Origin of the sequence: Thalassospira sp. (genome assembly GCF_002709775.1) — a bacterium.
In the GTDB taxonomy this organism is placed as follows: Bacteria; Pseudomonadota; Alphaproteobacteria; order Rhodospirillales; family Thalassospiraceae; genus Thalassospira.
This window is the reverse complement of the sequence record NZ_PAQR01000043.1, coordinates 25,612-49,004: the sequence shown is the minus strand read 5'-3', so window position 1 is coordinate 49,004 and position 23,393 is coordinate 25,612. Positions and strand designations below refer to the sequence as shown.

The 23,393-nt window shown below is 54.7% G+C and carries 23 protein-coding genes; 10 read left to right on the top strand and 13 right to left on the bottom strand.

The features are described from left to right. Positions 1-22 precede the first annotated feature (22 nt). The 5 genes from CMO10_RS14910 (at position 23) to CMO10_RS14890 (ending at position 5,345) form a co-directional block, all read left to right on the top strand. Positions 23-1,009: a M23 family metallopeptidase gene (locus tag CMO10_RS14910; protein WP_297023754.1), complete on the top strand. Its 987-nt coding sequence runs from the start codon at positions 23-25 to the stop codon at positions 1,007-1,009. A 120-nt stretch (positions 1,010-1,129) separates the two neighbouring features. Continuing rightward, on the top strand, positions 1,130-3,559 hold the full coding sequence (locus tag CMO10_RS14905; RefSeq protein ID WP_297023751.1) for an EAL domain-containing protein: 2,430 nt from the start codon (positions 1,130-1,132) through the stop codon (positions 3,557-3,559). A gap of 218 nt (positions 3,560-3,777) precedes the next feature. Next, entirely contained in the window at positions 3,778-3,900 is a 123-nt protein-coding gene (locus tag CMO10_RS14900) for a hypothetical protein (protein WP_255356118.1), read from the top strand. Between the two features lie 194 nt (positions 3,901-4,094). Then, the gene (locus tag CMO10_RS14895) at positions 4,095-4,421 is read left to right on the top strand and encodes a hypothetical protein (RefSeq protein ID WP_297023748.1); all 327 of its coding nucleotides are present in this window, start codon (positions 4,095-4,097) and stop codon (positions 4,419-4,421) included. A 60-nt stretch (positions 4,422-4,481) separates the two neighbouring features. Then, on the top strand, positions 4,482-5,345 hold the full coding sequence (locus CMO10_RS14890) for an NUDIX hydrolase (RefSeq protein ID WP_297023746.1): 864 nt from the start codon (positions 4,482-4,484) through the stop codon (positions 5,343-5,345). A 93-nt stretch (positions 5,346-5,438) separates the two neighbouring features. Here the strand turns inward: CMO10_RS14890 and CMO10_RS14885 are convergent, their stop codons facing one another. From CMO10_RS14885 to CMO10_RS14875, 3 genes are all read right to left on the bottom strand, one after another. Further along, entirely contained in the window at positions 5,439-5,921 is a 483-nt protein-coding gene (locus tag CMO10_RS14885; RefSeq protein ID WP_297023743.1) for a hypothetical protein, read from the bottom strand. A gap of 113 nt (positions 5,922-6,034) precedes the next feature. Further along, positions 6,035-6,496 (bottom strand): methylmalonyl-CoA mutase, encoded by a 462-nt coding sequence (locus CMO10_RS14880; protein WP_297023740.1) that lies wholly within the window; start codon positions 6,494-6,496, stop codon positions 6,035-6,037. A gap of 126 nt (positions 6,497-6,622) precedes the next feature. Beyond that, on the bottom strand, positions 6,623-7,285 hold the full coding sequence (locus CMO10_RS14875) for an NnrU family protein (protein WP_297023738.1): 663 nt from the start codon (positions 7,283-7,285) through the stop codon (positions 6,623-6,625). Positions 7,286-7,483: 198 nt separating this feature from the next. Between CMO10_RS14875 and CMO10_RS14870 the strand changes: the two genes are divergently transcribed. Next, positions 7,484-7,924 carry a GcrA family cell cycle regulator gene (locus CMO10_RS14870; RefSeq protein WP_044827738.1) on the top strand — a complete coding sequence of 147 codons (441 nt, stop codon included), beginning with the start codon at positions 7,484-7,486 and terminating at the stop codon, positions 7,922-7,924. Positions 7,925-8,024: 100 nt separating this feature from the next. Here CMO10_RS14870 and CMO10_RS14865 read toward each other — a convergent pair whose 3' ends face one another. Together CMO10_RS14865 and CMO10_RS14860 are read right to left on the bottom strand one after the other, a co-directional pair. Continuing rightward, a complete protein-coding gene (locus tag CMO10_RS14865) occupies positions 8,025-9,986 on the bottom strand; it encodes a bifunctional 2',3'-cyclic-nucleotide 2'-phosphodiesterase/3'-nucleotidase (protein ID WP_297023734.1) in 1,962 nt (653 codons plus the stop codon). A 153-nt stretch (positions 9,987-10,139) separates the two neighbouring features. Beyond that, complete coding sequence (locus CMO10_RS14860) at positions 10,140-11,408, bottom strand: MFS transporter (protein WP_297023731.1); 1,269 nt, start codon at positions 11,406-11,408, stop codon at positions 10,140-10,142. A gap of 155 nt (positions 11,409-11,563) precedes the next feature. On the opposite strand from CMO10_RS14860, the gene CMO10_RS14855 reads away from it, so the two are divergent. Then, on the top strand, positions 11,564-12,364 hold the full coding sequence (locus CMO10_RS14855; protein WP_297023729.1) for an AraC family transcriptional regulator: 801 nt from the start codon (positions 11,564-11,566) through the stop codon (positions 12,362-12,364). Between the two features lie 25 nt (positions 12,365-12,389). Here the strand turns inward: CMO10_RS14855 and CMO10_RS14850 are convergent, their stop codons facing one another. Beyond that, positions 12,390-13,010 carry a hypothetical protein gene (locus CMO10_RS14850; protein ID WP_297023727.1) on the bottom strand — a complete coding sequence of 207 codons (621 nt, stop codon included), beginning with the start codon at positions 13,008-13,010 and terminating at the stop codon, positions 12,390-12,392. A 218-nt stretch (positions 13,011-13,228) separates the two neighbouring features. After that, the gene (locus CMO10_RS14845; protein WP_297023725.1) at positions 13,229-13,711 is read right to left on the bottom strand and encodes a hypothetical protein; all 483 of its coding nucleotides are present in this window, start codon (positions 13,709-13,711) and stop codon (positions 13,229-13,231) included. A 414-nt stretch (positions 13,712-14,125) separates the two neighbouring features. Between CMO10_RS14845 and CMO10_RS14840 the strand changes: the two genes are divergently transcribed. Both CMO10_RS14840 and CMO10_RS14835 read left to right on the top strand, forming a co-directional pair. Beyond that, positions 14,126-15,169, top strand: coding sequence for a helix-turn-helix domain-containing protein (locus CMO10_RS14840; protein WP_297023723.1), 1,044 nt, complete (start codon positions 14,126-14,128; stop codon positions 15,167-15,169). Positions 15,170-15,303: 134 nt separating this feature from the next. Then, positions 15,304-16,245 (top strand): DMT family transporter, encoded by a 942-nt coding sequence (locus tag CMO10_RS14835; RefSeq protein ID WP_297023721.1) that lies wholly within the window; start codon positions 15,304-15,306, stop codon positions 16,243-16,245. An 8-nt stretch (positions 16,246-16,253) separates the two neighbouring features. Here CMO10_RS14835 and CMO10_RS14830 read toward each other — a convergent pair whose 3' ends face one another. Continuing rightward, a complete protein-coding gene (locus CMO10_RS14830) occupies positions 16,254-17,147 on the bottom strand; it encodes a ketopantoate reductase family protein (RefSeq protein ID WP_297023719.1) in 894 nt (297 codons plus the stop codon). Positions 17,148-17,370: 223 nt separating this feature from the next. Between CMO10_RS14830 and pncA the strand changes: the two genes are divergently transcribed. Continuing rightward, on the top strand, positions 17,371-18,129 hold the full coding sequence (pncA, locus tag CMO10_RS14825) for a bifunctional nicotinamidase/pyrazinamidase (protein ID WP_297023717.1): 759 nt from the start codon (positions 17,371-17,373) through the stop codon (positions 18,127-18,129). A 70-nt stretch (positions 18,130-18,199) separates the two neighbouring features. Here the strand turns inward: pncA and CMO10_RS14820 are convergent, their stop codons facing one another. From CMO10_RS14820 to CMO10_RS14800, 5 genes are all read right to left on the bottom strand, one after another. Next, entirely contained in the window at positions 18,200-19,132 is a 933-nt protein-coding gene (locus CMO10_RS14820; RefSeq protein ID WP_297023715.1) for a nitrilase-related carbon-nitrogen hydrolase, read from the bottom strand. 112 nt (positions 19,133-19,244) lie between these two features. Beyond that, positions 19,245-20,285: an extracellular solute-binding protein gene (locus CMO10_RS14815; protein ID WP_297023713.1), complete on the bottom strand. Its 1,041-nt coding sequence runs from the start codon at positions 20,283-20,285 to the stop codon at positions 19,245-19,247. Between the two features lie 93 nt (positions 20,286-20,378). Next, positions 20,379-21,173 carry an ABC transporter permease gene (locus CMO10_RS14810; protein WP_044827731.1) on the bottom strand — a complete coding sequence of 265 codons (795 nt, stop codon included), beginning with the start codon at positions 21,171-21,173 and terminating at the stop codon, positions 20,379-20,381. Continuing rightward, positions 21,170-22,060 (bottom strand): ABC transporter permease, encoded by an 891-nt coding sequence (locus tag CMO10_RS14805; RefSeq protein ID WP_297023705.1) that lies wholly within the window; start codon positions 22,058-22,060, stop codon positions 21,170-21,172. The genes CMO10_RS14810 and CMO10_RS14805 overlap by 4 nt, the downstream gene beginning before the upstream one ends. A 2-nt stretch (positions 22,061-22,062) precedes the next feature. Next, positions 22,063-23,157, bottom strand: coding sequence for an ABC transporter ATP-binding protein (locus tag CMO10_RS14800; protein WP_297023702.1), 1,095 nt, complete (start codon positions 23,155-23,157; stop codon positions 22,063-22,065). Positions 23,158-23,393 lie beyond the last annotated feature (236 nt).

Genomic DNA, 23,393 nt, shown 5'->3' with positions numbered 1-23,393 from the left:
TATTCGGACACTTTTTCTTTCGGTGTTCGCGACCCTATCCTTTGGCAGCACCGCTTTTGCGGATGGCCCACCGTTCGATTTGCCAATCGTATGTGAAGGCAATACCTGCGACATCGTGCATTACGTTGATCATGATGCCGGTCCGAACATTCGTGACTATGCCTGTGGTACCACGACATATGATGGCCATCGCGGTACTGATTTCGCCATTCCGGATGAGGCAACCATGCTTGACGGCGTTCCGGTCTTGTCGATTGCGGACGGCACGGTTGTTGCGCTGCGCGACGGGGTCGAGGATATCGACTCTGGCCGGATCGCCACCAGCAGCCTTGAAGGCATTGAATGCGGCAATGGCATCCTGATTGATCACGATAATGGCTGGCAAAGCCAGTATTGCCATTTGCGCCGTGGATGGGTCGCAGTCAAACAGGGCGACCGGGTCAGCCGGGGACAGGTCATTGGCCGCATCGGCATTTCCGGTCAGGCCACCTTCCCGCATCTGCATTTCAACCTGCGCAAGGATGGCGAACTTGTTGATCCGTTTAGCGGCACCACCATGGGGTCGAGCACGTCAAACGATTGCAGTGTTGAGAACGCGGCCCTTTGGTCGACGACTGCTCGAGCACAGCTGACCTACAACGAAATCACGCTTTATGGTCACGGGTTTTCCATGGCACGCCCGAATGCGTCTGACCTCAAGCGCGGCTATGGCAAGGATCAGGAACTGCCAAGCACCAGCCCGGGGCTTTATTTCTGGGCTTACCTTATCGGGGCCAATGATGGTGACGTCATCCGCATGAGCCTGCAAACCCCCGATGGCAAGGGCGGTCATCGTGACTTTGTCATTGATCTGCCCAATGATGCCGGTCCGCGCGCAAAGTGGTTCTTTATCAATATGGACCGCCCCGGAAGCAATTGGCCAGCCGGGACCTATCACGGGGAGATTACCTTTACCCGTGGTGACAGTACCCCGCGCATGATTGGCCAACGCGACGTTGTCATCCGTTAGAAACCAAAACGCGAAGGATCCATTTTGGGTTGCTTCGCGTACAAAGGCCGAATTAAAATTACACCAGTAAAATGTGATAGTATTTGAAACTATTACATAAATTTTTAAATCGGCTCGTTAATGTACAGAATTTATGACTGCCTGGCCCACCAGCACGACATCGTACTGGTCCTTGTTGCCCTTCTGATCGGACTGGGCGGCATTCATACCGCATTCAATCTGTACGCACGGGCCTGCATCGGCCGCCTGCGCCAGAAAATCGCATGGCTGTTCCTGACCGGTGTTGTGACCGGTGGGGGCATCTGGGCCACTCATTTCATCGCAATGATGTCCTATGACCCAACGGTTCCCGTTGGATATGAACCGGTTGAAACGGCGGTTTCACTGGCGATTGCGATTGCCGCAACCACCATCGGCTTTGCCATTGCGTCAGTCGGCGGGCCGCATCGTTTGATGTCGCGGATCGTCGGCGGCCTTGTTGTCGGGCTTGGCATTTCGGCGATGCATTTTACCGGCATGTCCGCCATCAGCGTTCCCGGTGTTATCAGCTGGCACATGGATATCGTGATTGCCGCCATCGTGATGGGCGCACTGTTCGGAATAGTGTCGCTTTGGCTTGCGGGTGCGGCACAAACCGAACGTCAGAAACTGCTGGGCAAAGCCAGTTTGACCATCGCCGTTGCGACCATGCACTTCAGCGCAATGGGCGCACTGATCATTACCCCCGATCCAACCGTGCCCGTCCCCGAACAGCTGATTTCGCAAGAATATCTTGCCGTCGGAGTTGCGGTGGTTGCAGCCATTCTGATTGCCATTGGCTTTGTGACCGCCCTTGTCGATCGCCAGCTTCGCGATCATGTCAGCAACCGCATGCGTATTCTGGGCGACTCCGCGATCGAGGCGCTTGTCCTGACCCAGAATGGCCAGGTGATTGATGCCAATGACAGTTTCCTGAAGCTGGGCGGGGTGAGCCGTGCGGAGATCCTTGATTGCGATTTTCTAAGCGAATGGCTTTCGGCGACGCCAGTTGCTTTCAAGTCGGGGGAGATCAGCTATGCCGAGACCAACCTGTCCTGGACCAATAACAGCGAAATCCCGGTCGAGGTAGTGCGGCGCGAAATTCCCGCCGATGAGTTTTCGGATGCAACGGTGATCTTCGGTCTTCGTGACTTGCGCGAACGGCGCGCGGCCGAACACCATATCCGCTTCCTGGCCGAACATGATTCGCTGACCAAACTTCTGAACCGGACAACCTTTAACGACCGGTTGGCGGCCGCCCTTCAGAAATCCGATAAAACCGGCACGCCCGCCACCGTGATGTGCATCGATTTCGATCACTTCAAGGAACTCAATGACAGCTATGGCCACATTGCCGGTGACCATGCCCTGCGCGAACTGGGGGAACGTCTGTCGAAACTGTTTTCCGATGATGTCGTCATCGCACGCGTTGGCGGCGACGAATTTGTCACCCTGCTGCAGCATAAAGAGGGTGCGGATGAGGACGACGTAATTGCGCGGTCGCGCGATGTTGCCCAGCAGATCCTTGATTGTGTCGCCATCCCGGTCTTCATCAATGCAGAACACCGCGCCAAGCTTTCCTCAAGTATTGGCATCGCCCATTACCCGGCTGACGGCAATGACGGCGAAAGCATCCTGTTCCATGCCGACCTGGCGATGTATCGGGTCAAGCAATCGGGCGGCAATGACATGGTGTTCTATTCCCCCGAGATGGACGAAGAATACCGCTTCAAGCGCCAGCTTTCCTCTAACCTGCGCAATGCGATGGAGAACGGCCAGCTTGAACTGCATTACCAGCCGCAATGCCAGACCGATGGCCGAGTGATCAATTCGTTTGAAGCGCTGCTGCGCTGGACCGATCCGGAAATGGGATCGATCCCGCCGGGCCGCTTCATCCCGATTGCCGAGGAAACCGGCCTGATCGTACCGCTGGGTGAATGGGTGCTGAGAACCGCGTGCCTGGAAGCATCTCGCTGGAAAAACCCGCTGGGTATCGGGGTCAACCTGTCGGCTGTGCAGCTTCAGAAGCATGAATTACCGGAACTGGTTGCCGAGATCCTTGAAGAAACGGGCCTCGACCCGAAGCGCCTTGAGCTGGAAGTCACCGAAACAGCACTTATTCATAATCCGGCGCGCTCGATGAAGATCCTTTCGGACATCAAGAAACTTGGTGTGCGGATTGCCATGGATGATTTCGGCACGGGCTATTCGTCACTCGCGACCTTGCAGAACTTCCCGGTCGACCGAATCAAGATTGATCAGTCCTTCATCAAGAAGCTGGTTAGCAACGATCAGGCCATCGCCATCGTCCGTGCGGTCATAAATCTCAGCCGTGACCTTAATCTTGATGTCATTGCCGAAGGGGTCGAAACCGACGAGCAGGCAAGCTTCCTGACCGATCATGATTGCCGTTCGGTGCAGGGCTATAAGTACGGATATCCCAAGCCAATCAGCGATTACTGGCACGTGGTAAACCAGAGCGAAACCGCAGAAACCCCGGCGAATCGCGATAGCGGTATTGAAACTGTCTGATCGCGAGCAGCCCTGAGAAGCGATACAGAAGCCCAAGCAGGAAAGGCCGAGCCAATTTGTGACAAAACAGCGATCAAAAACGTGACCTTTTCCATGAGGTTGAAAGTTTTTTGACGTTTTTTGACTCTGAACTCTTGTAACTCGGGCTTTTGCCTGCCTATATTTGACGTGTGCCGAGAGCGGCACATTGCCACTACCTGTCAGAAGACGGAGTAAACATGATGAATAAGCGCAAAGCCGTTGCAATCGCCATTGCCCGTGAACAGCAGATCGCCCGTTCGATGGAAATCCTGTTCGCTGGTACCATTCTGGCTGTCATCGCATCGCTTCTGGTCATCTGACCAGGCTTCCGCTTTCGTCATTTGTGTCCCCATTCAAACCTTTCGGTTTTGAAGAGACCCTTCTTTAAATAGCTTCATGACACACCACAGCATTCTTTCGGTCATCATTGCGCGAATTATCAGCCCGGTTGTCTAAGGACACCGGGACGTATCTGTTCGCCTTTTTGATGTACTGAATATCTGTGAGCATTGTCATGACCGATCATGCATTTGCTGCGTCCACACACGACGCACATACCCCCAAATCCGTTTACTGTTTTTCCGTTCACGCCGCTGCCGAACCGGACGTGATGCCGCGTGTCCTTGAACTGTTTGCCAAGCGCAACCTTGTTCCGGCCAGCTGGCATTCCACCGTTGCCGATGGGATGCGTGGCTATGAAGAATTGCAGATCGATATCCAGGTCCAGCAACTTGAAACCAAGGTTGCTGAACATATCGCGCGCTGCCTGCGACAGATCATTCACGTGAATACGGTTCTGACCTCGGAAAAGGGCTATTCAAACTCCGCACTTAGCGCGTAGGCTGTCCGGGCACGCGGCGCTGCAGCAAATTGCAGCGCCCTTGCCGACAGGAGTTCCGACTTGGCCTATCTTGATCACATCCATGCTTGTAACAACGCCAATCTGTCGCGCTATGCCCGCTTTCGCATTGGCAACCTTCCGGTCGGCGCCATCCGGTCAGAATTTGCCACGGCCCTCACCGGGCTGGGCGACAGTTTCATCCGCGATGAGAACGGCGAGTACGGGTTTGGTCCGCACATCAAAACCGTTGATCACCGCAACCAGATCCTGATCGATGCCACGGAAACCCTTTGCGAACAGGGCGTGATAAAGCGCCTGCACGGCGAGAAGTTCGATATCCGCAATCGGCTTGCCGATGATCCGCTGTGTCAGCTTGACCGTTTTGCCATGCCCTATTTCGGCTGTCGGTCATGGGGCGTGCATATGAACGGCTTTGTTCGCAAGGCGGACGGCATTCACATGTGGATCGCCAAACGCGCACAGGACAAACCTACCTATCCCGGCATGCTCGACAATATGGTGGCTGGCGGCCAACCGACCGGGCTTGGCTTTCGCGAAAACATGATCAAGGAATGCGCCGAAGAAGCTGGCATCCCGGCAAGCTTGGCTGAAAACGTCATCGCGATCGGCACTGTATCCTATCTGTATGAAACCGCCGAAGGCCTGAAGCCCGACATCATGGTCAATTTCGATCTGGAATTGCCCGAAGACTTTGTCCCGCACTGCGCCGATGGCGAGGTCGAGCGGTTTGACCTTCTACCCATCGCCGAGGTGGCCGAGATGGTCCGCACCGGCTTTGATTTCAAGTTCAACTGCGCGCTGGTGGTGATTGATTTCCTGATCCGCCACGGGTATCTCAGCGCCGACAACGAGCCATCTTACGGCGAACTTGTCACGGGCCTGCACCGCAGTCTTGAGCCATAAGCCCCACCCCGTCGTTTTTTGATCACGGCAAACAAAAAGGCACCAGCCCGACCGGGTGGTGCCATCTGTTTTTTCGACCATCGACCTTGCGGTTTACTGACGCGGCGTGTTCGGCCCGCCCATCAGGGCACCCACCGCCATGACGGTCAGTTTGGCACGAAGATCCGGATCAAGCTTGTCAAGATCGCCTTGCTTGCTGCGCAATGCCTTGACCGCCTCGGAAATCAGTTCCTGACGGCGTTCGTCCTCGGGCGTTGAGATTTTGCTTTTCTTTTTGCCAAGCTTGGCATCGGCGGCATTGAGCGCCTTCATGATTTCGGTATGCGGGGCATCGGCCTGTTCGGTCAGGGTTTCGGCAAGGGCAAGTGCGCGGGCTTCTTCAAGCGACATGCCCTCGTCCTGATGGGCAAGGGCGCGGTCTTCGATGCGGCGTGCCTGACGTGCCTGTGCGGCAGTCTTTTCCGCCGTCGCACTGTCGCGCACATGAAGGGATTGTGCGTCATTATATGCCTGAATCGCATCCCGGCCTTTTTTGCCGACAAAGACGCGCATCAGCGTTTCCTTGAGCAATCCCATACATTCATCCCTTGATTAAACAGCCCGTCCGGGGGTGCAACTATTGTGCATCATTATGCGCCCAAAGGGTTTCGAAAACATTGCCCCGGTTTTAACCGGATTTTATCAATGTTCTAAATATGTTGTGCAACCCGGCCTTCTTCAACTGCCAAAATATAGTCAATCAGCGCTTCGCAATCGCTTGTCTGCAGATGTTCAAGATCACAGATAAAATCAACATTGCCGGCTGCCGGATCATCGGCATGGCCAACAATGCCGACTTTGACATATGCAGCATCAAGCGCATCCAGCGACGAAATCAGATCGGCAACACTGACCCGGTCTTCAGCCGTCAGGGATGTTCTGATTAGAACGAGCATATCCGCATCACAATCAATCACCTGCCGGGCAATGGATTGCGCATCGGAATGACGGGGGGCAACATCCACATCAAACCCGCCGTCGGCAAACAGGGTTGCGACATGTTTGTCGTGCTTTTCTTCAACAGAGGATGCGGTTGCCAGCAGAAGCCGCGGATGACGGCCTTCCATTTCGGCAAATTTGGCCAGACTGCTCGCAAGTTGAGGAGACGTCATGTTACCTCGCTTGAAACTGCCCTTTGCCATCCAACACGGCAAAGCGGCCAGCGCAGATGCCCTGCGCCGTGACCCACAGTATCCCTGTCAAAGCCTTGCCTGACAAGCGTTGCAATAAGAAGTGCGTTACCAGCCCGCCATCATGCGCGGATCCACGCCAATCACATGGCCGTGCCCGCCAAGCAAAATGACATAAAGAATGATACCTGCCAGAAGGTCCTGCCAGCGGACCGCAACGCGCAGCAAGCCGGACGGTGCAAAACGCCGGGTCGCCTCCAGCCAGATCGCGCGTTGATCCGGCGTGATATCGCGCAGACGGATTTTTTCCATCCGCCAGAAACCGATCAGGGCAAAAGCTGCACTGCCGCCAAAGAACAGGACCGCGACCAGATCCCCATTGGCAATCATGTGGCCGATCCCCCAGATGATCATGCCGAGCAATAGCGGATGTCGACAAAACCCGTTGATGCCGGGCCTTGCCGGATCAAACCCGGTTTTTCGGCCGATCGACAGCGGACAGGGTTGAAGAATGGCACAGGCCCACAAAATACAGGCAGGCAACATCACAACAATAAGAAGCTGTGCCTGCCAGGTTTGATGATCCCAGAGCAAAAACGACTCCGCGACCAGAACCTCGTGAACCACCCAGCCAAACAGGAAAATCGACAGGATCGAGAAGCCGACAATATAGGGACGATAGCCGATGAGACCGACAAGCCTTTCGCGCAGCAGGCCGGGTATAATGTGGCCTGCCAGGAAAACCGCAATGGCGATGAAAAACCCGGTCAAAACAAGATCCCCTCTTTACATTGTGGCTTCAACATGCAAATTGCCCTGTTCGCGCAGACGGGACGGGATGCGAATCTCCAAGACCCTTGCGTTACACGATATTAGGCGATACCTCTGTATCCCTGTTTGACATCGAACAACAAGCCCTTGCCGTGGAATACTTCGACGGCAGACAAAGAAATACGGAATATACTCGAAATGAGCTGGACGCCGGAAAAGATTGAATTGCTGACCTCGCTCTGGAATCAGGGCTGGACCACGGCACGCATCGGTGAGGAACTCGGCGTCGGCAAGAATGCCGTCGTTGGCAAGGCACATCGCCTTGGGCTGCCCAAGCGCCCGTCCCCGATCCAGCGCCGTGCCGAGGAAGCAGAACAGAAAAAGGCACCGGCTCCCAAACAGCAGACCAAAGGCATTTCGATCTTTGATCTGGGCCCGGGCATGTGCCGTTGGCCGTTTGGCGATCCGGGTGATGATGATTTCCATTTCTGCGGCAAGAAAATCGTGCCGAGCAAGCCCTATTGCGACGAGCATTGCGCGCAGGCTTACCTGAACGGCAAGAACCCGCGCGAAGACAATCCCCCTGCACAGCAGGGTGGCGCTGGCGGCAAAGGCCCGCAGGCAGCCAACAAGAAATAACCTGCTTTCATTCGGGTACGTTTCCGGAAAGCTGCGAAAAGCAAAAAGCCGCCCAATACCCGGGCGGCTTTTTTCATTGGATGATTTTGGCTGTAACCTGTTACCGGGTTTGCAGCACGTATTTGGCAAAGCCTTCCGCGTCTTCACCAACGAAGCTGATATTATCGGGTGCATTGATCGCCGAGGATGCCTTGGGGCTGGTCACAAAGGTGACATTGGATGCCTCGCCAATTGGGGCGAAGGTCCAGTTGCCATCGGCTTGCGGATCAATTTCCTTTTCGGTCAGGATATAGTTGGCAAGCACCGTGCGGTTTTCATCAGGCGCCTCGACAATGATGGTTGATCCATCAAGCCCCGGGAAGTTACCGCCACCGCCTGCGCGATAGTTGTTGGTCGCAACGACAAACTTCTGATCGGCGGTGACCGGTTTGCCCTCGAAATTCAGATTAGTGATGCGGTGACTATCGGCATTGATCACCTCGCCCGCCTTGTTGTAGCGCGCTGGCTTGGTGACATCGATTTCATAGGTCACCCCGTCAATCACATCATAATTATAGGTCGGGAAGTCCGGATTGATCAGCACCTGTTCTTCGCGGCTATTCGGGTCAATCTGGTTGAACTGGCCGGCTGACATTTCAAGCCATTCACGCACCTGATCGCCATCAAGCAATACCGCACGCACGGTGTTGGGATAGATGTAAAGATCGGCAACGTTTTTAAGCGCAATCTGGCCTTCGGGGATGTCGGTGAAATAGTCCGGACCACCGCGACCACCGGCCTTGAACGGCGCACCGGCCGACAGGATCGGGATGCCATCATATTCCGACCCGTTCAGGATTTTCTCAAGATACCATTTCTGGGCATTGGTCACGATCTGGATCGACGGATCATCGGCCACCAGCGCAAAGAAGCTGTTGATCGGGGCGGATGTTGTGCCGACCCCTTCGCGCATATAGGCGATGGTTGCTTCGTGCTCTTCCTGGACTGCGGCAATGATTTCCGGATCGGCTTCTACCAGCGGGGTCACGGTGCGGCCTTCGCGTTGATAGATCGGACGTGCGTCAGACAGGCTGTCAGTAACACTCCATTCGCCGTCATCAGTGACATTCAGCGTCAGGTCAATTACCCCCAAATGACTGCCCCAGAAGCCCGGCATCACTGCAGCAACACCATTGATCGTGCCCTTGGCCAGATCAACACCGTCAAGATCGGCAAAGTTTTCGGACGGGAATACCGTATGAGCATGACCAAACAGGATGGCATCGATGCCATCGACCTCGGACAGGTAATAGGTGGCATTTTCTTCCATACCGTTGCGCGCCATGGTCGAAAGCCCCGAATGCGGGACGGCGATGACGATATCCGCGCCCTTTTCACGCATTTCCGGAACGTATTTTTCGGCCATTTCGATGATGTCCTTGGCGATCACCTTGCCTTCAAGGTTGGCCTTGTCCCATTGCATGATTTGCGGCGGGACAAAGCCGATCACGCCGACCTTGGCTTTATGCACCTTGCCGTCGCTATCGGTGAATTCGCGATCCAGCAGCACATAGGGCTCGAAATACGGCTTGTCGTTATCGGGATTGCCATCGCCGTCATCGACAAAGACATTGGCACTGACATAGGGGAAGTTCGCGCCAGCCAGCGACTTGCCAAGAAAATCGAGGCCGTAATTGAATTCGTGGTTGCCGATATTGGCGGCATCATAATCAAGCAGGTTCATCGCCTTATAGACCGGATGAACATCGCCATCCTCAAGCCCCCGTTCCTTGGCCATGTAATCGCCAAGCGGGTTGCCCTGGATCAGGTCACCATTGTCGATAAAGACAACGTTGTCTGCTTCGCCGCGCGCGGTCTTGAGCAAGGTCGCGACCTTTGCCAGACCAACCGTGTCAGACGCGCCATCGCGGTAATAGTCATAATTGACCAGATGCGTGTGGATGTCGGTCGTTTCGAGAATACGCAGCGATACCGTGCTATCGGCCAGGGCCGTGCTGCTTACGAGTGCCAGTACCGTTGAAATCCCGGCAATGCGGGCAGCTCTTTTGTTGAAATATGCCATTGGGCCCTATCCCTGCTTATGCGTGAAACTGCGAAACTGTAGTCCCGTTTAAGTGGCGGGGTTTTGAAGATTTTGCGAAAAAGACAAGGCAAACACAAACAGAAACGCCTGCCACAAGGGGCAGGCGTTTCCGATATTGAACAGTTCTGCCAATCAGGCAGGCTGCAGCGTGGTCGACTTATAGCCGCGCACAACCTCATTGCCCGGTTCCGGATCATGCGGAACGTTAAGCGCCAGAACCAATGAGACAAAGGCCATGGCAGCACCGGCCAGGAATACCGCACCCGGTGAAATCAGCCACAGCAACCCGAAGGCGGCCGGGATGAAGACAGCCGCGATATGGTTGATTGTAAAGCTGACCCCGGCGGTCGAGGAAATATCCGCTGGATCGGCGATCTTCTGGAAATATGTCTTGATGGCGATCGCCAGGGCAAAGAACAGGTGATCAATCACATAAAGTCCACCGGCCAGCACATGGTTTTCGACAAAGGCGTAAGAGACGAAAACGATGAACAGACCTGCATATTCAAATACCAGCGCACGGCGTTCACCCCATTTGCCGATCATCTTGCCGATCTTGGGTGCCAGGAACATGTTGATCACATGGTTCACCAGATAAAGCAGGGTGATGGTGGCTGCATCATATCCGAACTTTTCCACCATCAGGAAGCCGGCAAAAACGGTAAAGATCTGACGGCGCGCGCCACTCATGAAGGTCAGGGCGTAATACAACCAATAGCGTTTGCGCAGGATCAGCTTCTTGGTTTGCGGATGGGCATCGGAGAATTTCGGGAAAGCCCCCCAGACAAACAGGGCTGCGATGATCGTCAGCGCCCCGCCAAGCAAATAGACATAGCGATACTCGACATCAAAGACTTCAAGCATCACCCAGACAATGCCAAACATCACCAGCGACGAGATCGACTTGGCCGAAAGCTGCCGCCCCATCACCATCGCCGTGCGGTCCTTGCGCACCCATTGCAGGGACAAGGCCTGCTGCATGGTTTCAAAATAATGGAAGCCGATCGACATCAGAACCGTTGTGCAATAAAGCCCAATCACGGTCGGGAAATAGCCCGAGATCGCAACCCCAATGCCAAGCACCAGCAACGAGATAACGGCAAATGTCTGTTCACGCAGGATCAGCAGGACAAAGATCGCGGTAAAGGCAAGGAAGCCCGGAATTTCGCGCAGCGACTGCAGGATGCCGATCTCGCGCCCGGTAAAATCGGCCATCTCGACCGAAAAGTTGTTTAAAAGCGCCATCCAGGTCGAAAAGGACAGTGGCATGGCAGCCGCCATCACGATCAGCAGAACTTCCGGATTGCGCCATCCCTTATAGACCGGAGCTATGGGCGCGCCGGTGGCATCACCAAGTGGGGCGGCGTGATTGCTGGCCTCCGGTATGATTTCCTTGGACATTTTATCTCCCGGGACAGGGTCACTTTGGTGGCGATGACCGTGTCACATCTTGTGCGTTTTGGAATGCGACCAAGTTAAACCTGTCCGATCCGTCTGTCTTGCGTTAATCTGCCATCATATATCGCAATCAAGACAGTTTTGAATGTCAGCGCATCATGATTCATATCCTCAATACCTTTGACGGGCGTCCGGAACATCACAACAAGGTCCCGCGCCCCCGTGCATTGCCGCGCGCGGTATATGTCCGGGTCAGTGACATGCCCGCTGGCTACCACGTTGCAGCCCACAGCCATGACTGGAACCAGCTTTTATATGCGCTTGAAGGCACCATGACCGTGGTGACCGAAGCCGGGATGTGGATCGTGCCGCCACAGCGTGCCGTCTGGGTCCCACCCCATACGCAGCACGCGGTGACCTGTGCTGGTTTTACCCGGGCGCGCCACCTTTATATTGGCCGGGATGTTGCAGCCAGCCTGCCTGATCGCTGCATGGTTCTGGAAGTCAGCCCGCTTTTGCGTGAACTGATCCGCGCGGCTACAGAAATACCGGTCGAATATGATGAGGATGGCGAAGAAGGCCGTCTGATCCGCGTATTGCTGGATCAGATCAAGGCACCTGATCAGGACAAGCTTCACCTGCCCGCCCCCAAGGATGCCCGATTGGCGCGCATTTGCGATCATTTGCAAGGCGATCCGGCCGATAACCGCACGCTTGAAGATTGGGCGAAGATTTGTGGCGCGTCGAGCCGCACATTGGCACGCCTGTTTCAACGCGAAACCGGCATGCCATTTCGCGAATGGCGGCAAAAGCTTCGCCTGCTGCATGCTTTGGAAAAGCTTGCCAATGACCGACCGGTGACCGAAATCGCCCTTGATCTCGGTTACGAAACACCGTCGGCCTTTATCGCGATGTTTCGCAAGGCCACGGGGCGCACACCGGGCGGCTATTTCCGCTAAGGCCGGTTTTCGTCAAATCGGGAACCTAGTTTTTGTATCTCGTCACGGGTGACTTTGGCGGCAAAATCTCGTGCTCAGGTTCGAGATAGGTTCCATAGCACTCAGTGACGTTGAGATGATCAGGTCGCGTTTTCTGCCCACTTGCACACATATTGTGAAGCTGAACCATGAATTCCGATGACCAACCGCTGCGGTCCTGCGACGAATTTTGGTCTTTCTTGTTGGCAAAACTATCATTGCTGAGACGCTCAAGCCGTTTATCCGCTTTGGGGGCAACCGCCCCGTCATGGCGCATGACACGAAGACCTTCGATAAAGGCCATCATTTCCATCACCGACTTCAGCATTCTGAAGCTGTCTTCGAAGGTTCGCGTTACGGCGACCGAAGCTTCGTCAATGTAATCGGAAAAAAAACCGTCAGCCCCGGATTCAAAAGGCTCATCGTCGTGAGTGTCACTTTCGACCAGATACTGCCAAGCCTGATGATTGGGCTCATTCACGCGACGTCCGGGAAGAATATGGCTACTTGGCCCCCAATCGCGGCCTGGACCACGACAATTGGCTTCTCCCTTCCGGCGTGCCGGATGTGGTACACAAGACATCATCTCTAACCCCAGAGAACAATATAAAGCTTCACTGATATTCATGTCCTTACATGAACGCAGATCTTCCCACTCTGTGAACGGACATGTGTCTTATTATTGCGAGTAATTCTACTTTGGATTTTATTGTCGTAATGCACAATTCATCCAAATAGATATGCAAATCATCCAGAAAATGGACGAAATGCACTCCTAAAACGCTCTGACATTGTTTCTTGACGCTGCGACCGCACGCCTCGCGCACGCGATGCAGCTTTGGAAAACTAGCTTCGCAGTGTTTCCGTACGGTCGGCCAAAGATTTTGTGTCATTAACCGGGATGATGGTCGCGCCAAACAGCTTCGCACTGTCGCGCCGGATCGGATCCGGAGTCCAGTCACGTTCAAACATGGACCGCATATCTGCCAGAAGGCCAGGAGCCCAACCTGTTTTGGCCTCGGACTGCGTGGACGCACTTTTGCCCTCACCGTCGACTTTACCGGCGTCACCCTTAACTGCGGACAATACCTTGTCATTGGCACAGGACCGGATGCCCTCAAGCACAAGGATCATCCGCGCAAGCGGCGCAAGTGTCTCGCAATCAGGTCCGCCAAATCCCGCATTGGCGAATTCGGATGAATTGTTGCTGTGAGTTCTCGTGGCTTTCGCTTCAGGCGCCTTTGACGGCATTGCCCTTTCCACGCGATCACGATCACGTTTTTCCGTGCGCGATTTTGGCCGCGCTGACGGCACCTCAATAAGGTCCATATTCTCCCCCAGAGAAAATATCACGTCACACTGATAGCACCGGCCCTCGTTATTTTGTTCTGATCAGGGGACGGGCAAATTTTTTATAAGTCTAACATGGTGATTGCAGTCGCGATGTACGAGGCGTCCAAAAGAATATGCATAGCGTCCAAAATTGACCGGTTATGATAAGGCAAACACCTGATTGGCTTGTTCTTTTGGCTAGGGCCAACACTGCCAAGCTATTGACGTTACGAAATACTAACATTTGTGACCCAGTTTAGAGGCGAAACTATACTTTTTGGCCTTTGACGGGCAGGAAGGACTAGTCATATTATACAAAACTTATGGAGTTGTTCGACCTTAACGTTCGACACCAGAATTGACCGGCGCAAGTAGCGTTGTTTGCTTTTGAAGCAAAACCGGGGATCAGGCATGACAGACACACCACAGAACACCCACACCTTTTTTACGGTCAATGACCTTCCGATGTCAGTGCGATACGACATCTGGAAAAGCAGCATTGATTGCATCTTTGATGTCGAAACCGTTCCCGACATCCGCAAGAACGATTTCCATGCGACACTGGATGCCGATCTGATGGGCTCGATGATGCTGGCCCGGACAATCAGCAAACATCAGTTCTGGAAACGCAGCCCGTCGGCAATCGCAGCCGACGGCATGGACCATTATATGGTGCAGTATTTTCACGGCGGCGGCATGTCGTCAGAAGAAGGCAAGGACGGCGGAAGCCTTGCCCAGGGCGGGTTGCTGTTTCAGGACCTTTCACAGGTTGCAACGGCCGTCACGACAGATTTCGACAACCTTGTCATGATCTTTCCCCGCAAGCTGCTTGAGAACCGCCTGACCCTTCCCGAAGATCACAATATGCGTTTCCTAAGCCCGCGTGATCCGATGGTGCGCATTCTTGCCAGCATGATGCTGTCCTTTAAGGAAAACGCACATTCCTTCAGCCCGGAGCAGGCCAGCGTCCTTGAAAACAGTTTTGTCGAAGTCCTGGCCACCTGCCTGAACGCGACCCACGGCGGAACATCCGAAACGGCCCATCAAAGACAAAACCTCGAAACCATGGCCCTGATCCGCCAATATTTCCGCAAGAACTTCAAGTCCCCGGATCTGACACCAGACCGCGCAGCGCGTGAATTGGGGATTTCGCGATCCAAGCTTTATCAGTTGATGGAAGATCACGGCGGGGTTTATCGCTTTATCCGGGACTTACGCCTGCGCCACGCCATGTCGTTGCTGGGCTCGCCAGCTGAACGCAACCGGTCACTTTATGACATTGCCCTTGAATGCGGCTTTGCCAGCGACACCAGCTTCATCCGTGCGTTTCGCGAAAAGTACGACATGACGCCGGGCGATTTTCGCCGTAATGCGCAGGCCGGACGGAAAAGCATTCCGGATGCCAGCGACGAAGAACGCGATACCCGATATGAAAAATGGCTGCATTCCCTGTAATGCGACTGGTCTCCCTGCGAGTGCATTGAATTATCATGCGGTCAGACATGAAAATTTATCAGTATTGCCCTTTCTGAACTTGCGATACTCCTGAACGCAGGTCAGATGACCGGCCACCATTCGGGATAAACATGATGAACAGCTTCTGGTCTGGAATTGGGTTACGCCTTGCCGCGACCGGATTGTTCGGGGTGATGAACCTGTTTGTCCGGCTGGCCTCATTCGAAGCGCCGACCGGCCAGATCGTCTTTTGGCGAAGCAGTGTCGCGCTGATCCCGATTGTGCTTTATCTGATGTGGCGCGACCAGTTCCCCAGAGCCCTTCGTACCAAACGCCCGCTTGGCCATTTGAAACGCAGCACCTATGGCTGCATTTCGATGTTTCTGGCTTTCGTGTCGCTGGCGTATCTTCCGCTGGCACTGGCCACCGCCCTTGGCTTCCTGGCCCCGCTAATCCTGATCCCGGTTGCGATCATTACGCTTCGTGAAAACCCAGGTTGGCTTGTGATCAGTGCAACCATTGGCGGTTTTGCCGGTGTGTTCCTGATGCTGTGGCCGATGCTGTCCACGCCGGGACTGGATCACAACACCCTGATCGGCATCGGGGCGGGGGTGGCTTTTGCGATTACCACCGCCTTTGCCAAGGTGCAGATCAAGGCGCTGACGACCACGGAGCCATCCGGCACGATTGCCTTTTACTTTGCGGTGATCTGTTCCATCGGCGGTCTTTTGACCATCCCGTTTGGCTGGGCGCCACTTTCAGTAGACAATATCGTTTATCTAATTGGCGCTGGCATTACGGGTGGCCTCGCCCACATCGCCATGACCGAGGCACTTGCACGTGCCCCGGCATCGACCTTGTCGGCGTTTGAATACACCGCCATGATCTGGGCGATCATTCTGGATCTTGTCGTATTCGGTGTCCTGCCCGCCCCGATCAGCCTGATGGGTGGCGTGTTCATCGTCGCCGCCGCCGCACTGGTGATGTTTAACGATCAGATCGTTGCAGCAGTTGCCCGCAAATTCAAAAGATCACCCGAAGGCACCACCGAACCGGCAAACTCCCCGGCAGAGTAAGCCGGAATCTAGGCCGATTTGGTTTCCTGCAATTTGGTCAAGGCATGCAAGGTCAGATTGGTCGGGGTTGCGATCCCCAGTTCCGATCCTTTGCGCACGATATAGCCATTGAGAAAATCAATCTCGCTTGCTTTGCCACGTGCCAGATCCTGTGCGGTCGAGGAAAACTGACCGGGCATCGTTTCCGCGATCTTTTCAATTGCGCCCCAGACATCGCCCGGCACACTCACACCGCATCCCTTGGCAACGACCAGACATTCATCAACCGCGTTGCGCATGACATCCCAGACGCCAACGCCCTGAACAATCTCGCCATAGGGGCGCTGGGTAATGGCTGATAGCGCGTTATAGGCACAATTCAGGATCATCTTGGCCCACAGGGCACCGGCAGCATTTTCTGAAACCTCGACCGGGATTTTCGCAGGCACCAGTGTATCGACCACAGTCTGGCTTTGCGCGGATGGGCCAATCACAAGCTCACCCCGCCCATGATGTTTCACATGGCCCGGCCCGCCCATGCTGGTCGCGACATAGACCACAACGGGAATAACCGGCTGCCCCAGAACACCACTGAGGCGTTCGGCATTATCCACGCCGTTTTGCAGACTAAGCACAATGGTGTTGGCGGACAGGAACGGTTTGATCTGTTCCCCCGCCTCGATCGTGTCGGTGGATTTCACGCAAAACAGGATCATTTCTGCGCCTGCAACACCGGCAGCATCCGTATCGCCTGTAACCGTCACATATTCCTGCGACGATCCGAAATCGAGCAACAAGCCATCACGGTTCATGGCCTCGACATGGTTGGGACGCCCGATCAGGGTGACGTCATGACCGGCCCGGGCCAGCATCGCCCCGTAGTAACATCCAACCGCCCCGGCCCCCATTACCGCAATTTTCATCGTCGCCTTGCTCCTGATCGTGTTTGGCATCCTGACTGTGCGATCAGGGGAGCCTCCCCCTGACGCATAGGCAGCATCTGGTGTTGCTTGACTTTGCAATGTTCTCGCCCAATCCTGATGAAATCAGAGGAACGTTCAAGCACTTATAACAAGTGTCCGCGCAAAATAACCATAACAGACAATCGTAAGCGACGCGTCGGCCACCAACATCAGGAAGGCGATCTTGAACAATTCCTCTTATTCCCTGAACCGTCGTCGGTTTCTGGCCGTACTTGGCGCCATTGGTGCCGGAACGCTCGCCTCTGCATCCCTGCTGGGATCGGCGCGCACGGCCCTTGCATCGGGCATGATTGGCAAGAACAAGGACGATGTCCTTCTGGTCATTGACGTCCAGAACTGCTTCCTGCCCGGCGGGACATTGCCGGTGAGCGACGGCGATCAGATCATCCCGATTATCAACAAGCTGGGTCAGCAGTTTGAAAACGTGATTTTCACCCAAGACTGGCACACCCCGGGTCATGCATCCTTTGCCTCAAGCCATGCGGGCAAGGCACCGTTTGAAACCATCGAACTTGATTACGGCACACAAGTCCTTTGGCCCGATCACTGTGTTCAGGGATCGGACGATGCCAAACTTGCTGCCGGTCTTGATATCCCGCATGCACAGCTGATCATTCGCAAGGGTTATCACAGCGAAGTGGATAGCTACTCCACCTTTGTCGAGGCGGACGGCGAAACCAAAACCGGGCTTACCGGCTACATGCAGGAACGCGGCCTTAAGAACGTTTATGTTTGCGGACTTGCTACCGATTTCTGTGTCAGCTGGTCGGCTCAGGATGCCCGCAAGGCCGGGCTGAATGTTTCCGTGATCGAGGACGCCTGCCGGGCGATTGATCTCAACGGATCGCTCGAAGCAGCCTGGACGGCGATGGGCACGGCTGGCGTATCGCGCATGCAGTCTTCTGACATTCTGACGTCGTAAACTTGCACCAACAAAAATGCCCTCCGGACGTTCATCATCCGGAGGGCTTTGTTTTTTCTGTGTGCCAATGTTAGCCGATTTTATTGACCGAAACATGGCCTGCGGTCCAGCCGCCCGGCCAGACTTCGGCGTCGCCATTACGAAGCGAGCGCACCAGTCCCACCGGCACATCCTTGGAAATTAGAAGTTCACCGTCGGCACCATCATCAAAGGTCGGCTCGGTCTCGGCAAAGCGGCCGATATGGCCCAGTTGAGGTTCGCACGGGGTAAAGACCGAGCAGCCGGAATAGTTGGTCGGATTGTTGGTGGTGTTGACCGCAGCACCGGTCGTACCGCAGGCTGCCACCACCGTCATAAGCTCAACCGCACGCGCCTTGGCACAGCCGAACACACGGTTATAGCCCGATGGTGTGAGGGTCATCGACGGCACCAGCAACAGATCAATATCAAGCGGCGCCAGCACGCAGGACAAGGCCGGCATTTCGATATCAAGGCAGATCAGCACGGCAACATTCAGCCCGCGCCATTTAATGACGTTAAAGCTCTTGCCCGGGGTGAGGTTCCAGTTTTCCGGCTCCTGCTCGCCCGGTGTCAGGGACAGTTTGTCCTGAATGATCGCATCGCCTTCGGGGGTGAAGATCATCGCACTGTTGGTTTGCCCGGCATCCGGGTTTTCGGGATCAATGTGCCAGGGCATGCTGCCGGCCACCAGAAGCATGTCGTGCTTCTTGGCGAGGTCGGCTGCGTATTTGCGTGCCTCGGGCGCGAAGTCCGCCATCCAGGCGATTTCCTGTCCGGTTTGCAGGCCTTCGGGTTTGAAGGCCAACCATTGTTCGCTGGCATATTCCGGCAGAACGAAAACCTTGGCACCCTGCTGGGCGGCCTCGGCCATTTTGGCATCCACATGATCGGCCCATCCGGCCATATCAGCCACCGGTCGACCAAGGTTGGTTGCCCACAGGGCCAGAGTTACATATTCGGGGAAGGATGCCGGCGAAGTCATGATCAGCGTTCCTGAAATCAAAATGGTGGTGGTCGCAAAAGTTATGGGCAAAATAACATGATCCGGCCATCAGACGACAGCCGGATCACAAAGATCAATCGTCGAACCAGACTTAGTTTTTAAGTTTGGTCCAGACACGGTTACGAAGATCACGCGCCTTGACCGAGCAGTTCTGCGACGGGATCAGAAGGTCAGCATATTCTTCGGGCATGTTCACGGCCGGATCGGCATTCAGCGACGGATCCATGAATTCACCAGTACCCTTGATCGAGTTCATGTAACCGGCATAGTTCGAGGCCTCAGCCGCGTTTTCCGGTTTCATCATCCAGTTGATGAAGGTCTTGGCGTTTTCGAGGTTCGGTGCACCGTCCGGAATGACAAAGTGGTCAGCCCAGTAGGTCAGGCCTTCCTTCGGATAGACAAAGACCGCTTCCGGAATGCTTTCCTTGGTACGGTGAGCAGCACCGTTCCACTGCATGTGCATCTGAACTTCGCGGGCGGACATACGGTCGATGGTGCCTTCCGAGCTGTAAACAGCAATGTAGGGCTTCTGTTTCATCAGAATATCAAGGACCTTCTGTGCTTCGGCCGGGTCCTCGGTGCATTTTTCAACGCCGGCATAGTAGGACGCAGCGTTGAACATTTCGACTTCGTCGTTCAGCGCGCCGATCTTGCCGCGGAATTCTTCACGCGGTTCGAAGAATTCTTTCCAGCTGTTTTCAAGCTCACCATCAACAGCAGCCGCGTCATAGGTAAAGCCGGTGGTGCCCCAGAGATAGGTCACGGAGTATTCGCGCTCCGGATCGTATTTCATGGTGTCATGCGGCTTGGCGACGTTGCCGAAGTTTTCAAGGCTTTTGGCATCGAACTTGGTTGCCAGGCCTTCCTTGATCATCACGTCAACCATGTAGTCGGACGCGACAGCAATGTCATAGCCCGATGCACCGGCCTGAAGCTTTGCCAGCATGGTTTCGTTGGAATCGTAAACATCAAGGGTCACCTTGATGCCGGTTTCCTCTTCGAACTTTTCCATCAGCTCCGGCGGAAAATAGTTCGACCAGTTATAGAAAAACAGATCGCCAGCTGCCTGTGCCGAACCGGCCGACAAAAAGGCAATGGCGGATGCTCCCAGAAGTGCGGAACGTAATTTCATCGTGAGACTCCCAAATAAGGACGGTGCATTATTTTGTTATTCGGATGGCAGGCCCGTCCGGTGAACCCGCCATCCCGTTTGGAATTTCAGTTATCAGTAGCGAATACGATCAATCATGAACGAGATGCTGACAAACACGATTGAGACAATCAACATCATCGCAGAGACAGCATTCACCTCTGGCGTGATCCCGATCCGGATCATCCCGAAGATATAGATTGGCAAGGTCGTCGAGCCGGCCCCGCCAACGAAATAGGAAATAACAAAGTCATCAAGCGAGATGATGAAGGACAACATCGCGCCCGACAAAATCCCCGGCCACAACAACGGCAAGGTGACACGCCGGAACGCTTTCCATTCATTGGCATAAAGATCGTTTGCCGCTTCGACCAATGCAGGGTCCATGCCTTCCAACCGTGCACGGATGGGCAGATAGGCAAACGGAATGCAAAAGACCGTGTGAGCAATGATCACCGTCAAAAGACCAAGCTTGATCCCCAGCGCGACAAAGAACAGAAGGGTCGCAATCGCGGTCACAATTTCCGGTACGAGCAACGGCAGAACCAGCATGGCCGAAACGCCCGCCTCGCCCTTGAAGCGTCCGCGTGACATGCCCATTGCTGCCAATGTGGCGGCAATGGTGGCCAGAACGGTTGCCGAAACCGCGACAACGATAGAGTTCTGGGCGGCGCGCAGCATGTCATCGTTGGAAAGGGCCGTGACATACCAGTCCATTGTAAAACCGGTCCAGATCGTCGCCAGACGGTTTTCGTTAAACGAAAGCGCAATCAGAACGACGATCGGAAGGTACAGATAGGCAAAGAAAAACATTGCCGTTGAGGTGATCCCACGGAAACGCCACAGCGGGTTGGAAGCATCGACTTTCATCGGCTTTCCTCCGGCAATGATTTGAACTTGAACGAATAGACCATCATCGAAATCAGGACGAGTGCCAGAAGCACAAAGCCAAGACCTGCGCCAAGCGGCCAGTTACGTGCAGCCCCGAATTGGCTGCCGATCAGGTTGGCAATCATCATGAACTTGCCACCGCCCAGAAGTTCCGGCGTGACATAGGCGCCAAGGCAGGGGATGAAGACCAGAATGCACCCTGCAGCAATGCCGGGTGCTGCAAGCGGCAAGATCACCCGGCTCATTGCACGGCGCTTGTCCGCACCAAGGTCAAAGGCCGCCTCAACCAGTCGATGATCAAGCTTTTCAAGGCTGGCATAAATCGGCAGAACCATGAACGGCAGATAGGTGTATGTCAGACCTATCGAGACCGCATAAGGCGTATAAAGGACATCAAGCCCGCCGGTTTCAAGCCCCATCCAGTTCAAGGCACCATCGATCAGGCCGCCATTGCGCAGCAAAAGCATCCACGCATAGTTCCGCACCAGAATGTTGGTCCAGAACGGAATGGTCACCAGAAAGATCAAGAAGTTGCGCCGGCTTTGCGGTTGGGTTGAAATGTAAAACGCCGTAGGGAAACCGAGCAGAAGCGCAAACACCGTCGTCATTGCCGACAGACCGAACGAACGGACGAAAATCTGCAGGTAGTCGGTATTGACCACCAGATTGTCCATCAGATCACGTTCAAAGATGAAGCTGATATAGGCATCCATCGAGAATGCCCCCCAGTTCACCCCGCCATAATCGCCCCGTTCTAGCACGGAAACATAGGCCATCTGCAACAGCGGCACGGCCATGAAGAAGCCGATATAGACCACCGCAGGTGCGACCAGCCAAAATCGTTTGGTTCGTATGATGTTCCCCATGATCAGTCCGCCAGTACCCGGATGGCATCAGGTGACATGGTGATCCCGACACGCTCGCCCTCAGCAAAATCTGCTTTCGCGCCAGAGCCATTCTGCATCCGGACCGTCAGCAGCGCCTCATTGCCAAGATCAATCTGATAGGTGGTATCGGTCCCGAAATAGATGACCGTCGAAACCGTACCGGTCAGCTGATCCGCACCGGCGTCACTTTCGGCAACCAGCCCAAGGCGTTCCGGGCGAACCGAAACAGTGACTTCGCCAGTGCGTTGATCGGAAACCTCTTGTGTCAGGGCGATCACCTGACCACCGGAAAGTTTCACGGCGCGCTTGCCTGCCCCACCGTCAACAAGATCACCAACAAGGAAGTTACTGTCGCCGATAAAGTCCGCAACAAAGCGATGGGTTGGCGCTTCATAGATTTCGCGCGGCGCTCCGATCTGAAGAATTTCACCCGACTGCATGACGGCAATACGATCCGACATGGCAAGGGCTTCTTCCTGATCGTGGGTCACGAAGACAAAGGTAATCCCGGTTTCGGTCTGCAGACGTTTGAGTTCGACCTGCATTTCCTTGCGCAGCTTAAGATCAAGGGCCGAAAGCGGCTCATCAAGCAGAAGCACCTTTGGCGCCGGTGCAAGCGCACGTGCCAGGGCAATACGTTGCTGTTGGCCGCCGGAAAGCTGGCTTGGTACGCGATCACCATATTCGGCCAATCGAACCAGTTCGAGCATTTCGTCCGCGCGTCCGCCGGCGTCCTTGCGCGAGATGCCCTGCATCTCAAGCCCGAATGTAATGTTTTGTTTGACCGTCAGATGCGGGAACAGCGCATAGGACTGGAAGACCGTATTGATCGGCCGTTTGAACGGCGGCAGGTCGTTTAGTTCCTTGCCTTCAAGCAGGATCTGCCCCGATGTTGCCTGTTCAAACCCGCCAATCAGGCGCAGCAAAGTCGTTTTGCCGCAGCCCGAAGGGCCCAACATGGTGAAAAATTCGTTCTGAAAGATATCAACGGAAACCGAGTCCAGTGCGGTGACTTTATCCGCCCCTGACCCAAATGTTTTACCAACAGACCGCGCTGAAATTACTACTTCTGACATGCACTTCCCCGAATTTGTATTTTGTAAAATGATATAAAATCTACAGAGACTTGCAATCCGGAGGTCGCGAAAGCATCGCTATTTACAGAAGTTCCGCAATATCCTCGCCAAAAGGGCATCCAAACTGGTGCAGATTGCGTCAGAACCACACATTACAAAATAATGTGCAGCGCACCATTCAACTGAAAGAGAAGATTAGCCGAAATATCACAATCACCAAGTGTTATTCCAGGCGC